The 3954-nt window shown below is 46.8% G+C and carries 3 protein-coding genes; all 3 read left to right on the top strand.

Features of this window, described 5'->3' with window-relative positions:
• Positions 1 to 127 precede the first annotated feature (127 nt).
• A complete protein-coding gene (locus A3860_RS21845) occupies positions 128 to 1126 on the top strand; it encodes an FAD:protein FMN transferase (protein WP_081149886.1) in 999 nt (332 codons plus the stop codon).
• 110 nt (positions 1127 to 1236) lie between these two features.
• Complete coding sequence (locus A3860_RS21840; protein WP_081149883.1) at positions 1237 to 2436, top strand: Gfo/Idh/MocA family protein; 1200 nt, start codon at positions 1237 to 1239, stop codon at positions 2434 to 2436.
• Between the two features lie 19 nt (positions 2437 to 2455).
• Complete coding sequence (locus A3860_RS21835) at positions 2456 to 3832, top strand: 3-keto-disaccharide hydrolase (protein ID WP_081149880.1); 1377 nt, start codon at positions 2456 to 2458, stop codon at positions 3830 to 3832.
• Positions 3833 to 3954: the final 122 nt, after the last annotated feature.

Raw genomic sequence — 3954 nt, 5'->3', positions numbered from 1 at the left:
ACTTGTGTTCAAGAGGCTTTTTGCTTTTAAGACCATTAACAATTCTGTAGCCCGCATCTGCCCACTTTGCCAATACAACTTAATTAAACGCATATTTTACACATCGCTTTTTGATTAAATTTGTCGAATGCGATATCTATGTGTGCTGTTAGTTACCTGTACCGCTTTCATACATCAACTGGCATGGCGAAAAATACAGATCACTGGTAAAGCCCAGGGCACTTCCTACCACATTACCTGGTATGCCCGGGATAGCGCCATCGGCCAGCAACAGATCGATAGCATCCTCGCGAAGATCGATACCTCCCTTTCTATCTACAACCCGCAATCACTCATCACGCTGTTCAATAATTCGCCCAACGGCGTTGTAATGGATAATCATTTCCAGAACGTATTTAATAAATCAATGGATACCTACCGGCAAACGGGGGGGATTTTTGATATTACGGTTCAACCCCTGGTACAAGCCTGGGGATTTGGTCCCAAAAAAATGACCGGCCTGCCCGATTCTGGCACCATCAGGTCATTAAAAGCCTGTGTAAGTTCTTTAAACCTCTATACAAAGGGCAAAACCCTTTTAAAAAGAAAACCCTGCACCAGCATCGATGTGAACGGCATAGCCCAGGGATACAGTGTTGACGTTATTGCCGATTACCTCGAAGCGCACGGCATCCAAAACTACCTGGTAGAAGTTGGCGGCGAGATCCGCGTAAAAGGACATAAGCAACCCGGCGGGGAGAAAATGAAGATAGGGATAGAAGCGCCGGGAGAGAACGATTTTGAATTATCAATGATCAGCAAAGTGGTTGCAGTTGAACAGGGCGCCATCACCACCTCGGGCAGCTACCGTAAGTTCTATGAAAGCGAAGGGAAAAAGATCACCCACATTATTGACCCGCGTACCGGTTACCCGGCGCAGAATGAATTGATCAGCGTAACTGTATATGCCCGTGATGCCATTACTGCCGATGCCTACGACAACGCCCTGATGGTAATGGGATTGAAAAAGGCGCTGCAATTTGTGGAACAGCGAAAAGAGATGGCTGCTCATTTTATTTACCGTACCCCCACCGGCGCCATAGCAGATACTGCTTCGAGCCGGTTCTATAAATTACTGCAGCCATAATAATCGTATTAAATTATTGCCGGCATGCAGCCGATAAATGGAATTTTTCAACTTATACAGGAGCAGGGATCCCATACTATCATTAAACAAAAAATGTTGCTATTTGCTATATGAGCAGACGTCATTTCATTAAACAGTCTGGATTACTGGCCGGTGGCCTGGTATTCTCCAACCAATGGGTTCAGGCTTTTGCCGGTACAGCAGAAAAAATAAACATCGGCATCATCGGTTGCGGCGACCGCGGCACAGGCATTATGAAAATGCTTACTGAGCTAAACGACCGGTTTGCAGTAACAGCCATTTGCGATGTGCTTGACTTCAGGCTCGGGAATGCAAAAAAGATCGCTACCACCCCGCCAAAGGAATATAAAGATTATCGCCAACTGCTCGACGATAAAACGGTTCACGCCGTAGTGATAGCAGTTACCCTCAGCGAACATTACCACATTGCTAAAGATGCGTTGCTGGCGGGTAAACATATTTACCTCGAAAAAACAATGACCTATGCGCTTGACCAGGCCCTCGACCTGGTGAAAATAGCAAAAGCACGGCCTGCACAGGTGGTGCAAATAGGACACCAATACCGGTCGACCCCTTTATATTTTAAGGTAAAGGAAATGATCGATAAAGGTTACCTGGGAAAAATTACGCAGATTGATGCCCGTTGGGACCGTAACGGGAGCTGGCGTCGCCCGGTGCCTGATGGCTATACCGACAAACAGGTGAACTGGCGAATGTATAGGGAATACTCAGGTGGTTTGCCGGCTGAGTTGTTATCGCACCAGATGGATTTCATTAACTGGGCATTCAATACGCATCCCGATGAGGTGCTGGGAACCGGCGGTATTGATTTCTACAAAGACGGAAGAGAAACTTACGATAATGTACAGGTGGTATTGCGGTATGCAAAGGAAAACATGATCGGAAATTTTGGAGCTACCTGTGGCAACGCGCATGACGGTTATATCTTCAAGCTAAAAGGCACAAAAGGCGCGGTGCATCTCCTGATGCATGAAGGCGTTTATTATCCCGAACCAACTACTAAAAAAGAATTGCAAACAGTTGATGGCGTAACCGGCGCTACAAAAATTGAGTGGAACAAGGAAGGCGGTATTAATATTTTGAATGAGCCAACTAAAGACGGTACCTGGTATGCATTGATCGGGTTCCATGATTGTATCACCAATAAGAAAACACCGGCTTCAAACATACTTACCGGCGCCACCACGGCCATTTGTGTTTCGATGGCCAATACTGCCATTTTTAATCACACGATCGAAAAATGGAAACCAGCCTACAACTTATTATAATCTTTATTTTAACTGACATATGAAAAAACTTTCCTGCGTACTTTTTGCGATCGTTTCAACAACAGTAGCATTGGCCCAGCCGGGCAATGGGTTTACAAGTTTGTTTGATGGGAAAACTCTCAATGGCTGGAAAAAGATCACCGGCAGCGCTGATTATAAAATTGAAGATGGCGCCATTGTAGGTATTACAGTGCCTAATTCTCCCAATACATTTCTGGTTACCGAAAAAGAATACGGCGATTTTGTACTCGAGCTGGAAGTAAAGATCGAAGACACTACTTCCAATTCGGGCATTCAGTTCAGAAGCCATTACAATCCCGAGATGAGTAATGGCCGCGGCGGTAAAGGCCGGGTGTATGGTTACCAGTTTGAACTGGATCCCTCCTCCCGCGCCTGGACGGGCGGGGTGTATGATGAAGCACGCCGTGATTGGTTGTACCCATTGTCGCTGAACCCTGCTGCGCAAAGCGCCTTTAAAACCGGCGAGTACAACAAAGTGCGGGTTGAGTGTATTGGTAACAACATCAGGACCTGGGTAAACGGTAAAGCCTGTGCTTATGTGGTGGATACCGTTGATAAAAGCGGATTTATTGCCTTACAGGTGCATGCCATTCCTAAACCCGAGCTGGCCGGGGAGAAGATCTACTGGCGCAATATCCGTATTAAAACGACAGGCCTGTCGCCGGCGCCTTTCGCAAAAGGCGTTTATGTCGCCAACTATATTCCCAACACGCTTTCTCCATACGAGAAAACCGATGGCTGGAAATTACTGTTCGACGGAAAAACAACCAATGGCTGGAAAGGGGCTTACAAACCCGGGTTTCCTGAAAAAGGCTGGGAAGTAAAAGACGGAAACCTCACTGTGCTGTCATCGAATGGCGCTGAGTCAACCAATGGCGGCGATATTGTTACCAAAGAAGAATACAGCGCTTTTGACCTGTCGTTCGATTTTAAATTAACGCCCGGCGCCAACAGCGGGGTGAAGTATTTTGTTACGCTGAGCGAGAATAACGCCGGTTCTGCCATTGGCCTCGAATACCAGGTGCTGGACGATACCCTGCATCCTGATGCCAAGCTGGGCCGCAATGGCAATCGTACACTGGCTTCTTTATACGACCTTATAAAGGCCGATAAGCAAAAGCGGTTCATTCATCAGCCCGGGCAATGGAATACCGGGCGTGTAGTGGTATATCCCAACAACCATGTGGTGCATTACCTGAATGGCGTTAAAGTGCTGGAATACGATCGTGGTTCTCCGGCGTTCAGGGAACTGGTTGCCCTCAGCAAATACAAGGTCTGGAAAAACTTCGGCGAAGCGCCTAAAGGGCATATTTTGCTGCAGGACCACGGCAATGAGGTAAGTTTCAGGAGTATTAAAATAAAAGTATTGAAGTAGTTATAAAGACTGTAGAAACGTTTGTGATACCCTTCCCGGCTTGCCGCGAGGGGTATTTTATTTTGGTGAATTGGTGGGCGGGGTATTAAAAAAGAAAGGTCGCCTTTTTACAGGCGACCCTA

This window comes from Niastella vici (genome assembly GCF_002077945.1).
Lineage (GTDB): Bacteria > Bacteroidota > Bacteroidia > Chitinophagales > Chitinophagaceae > Niastella > Niastella vici.
This window is presented reverse-complemented; position numbering and strand designations above follow the sequence as displayed.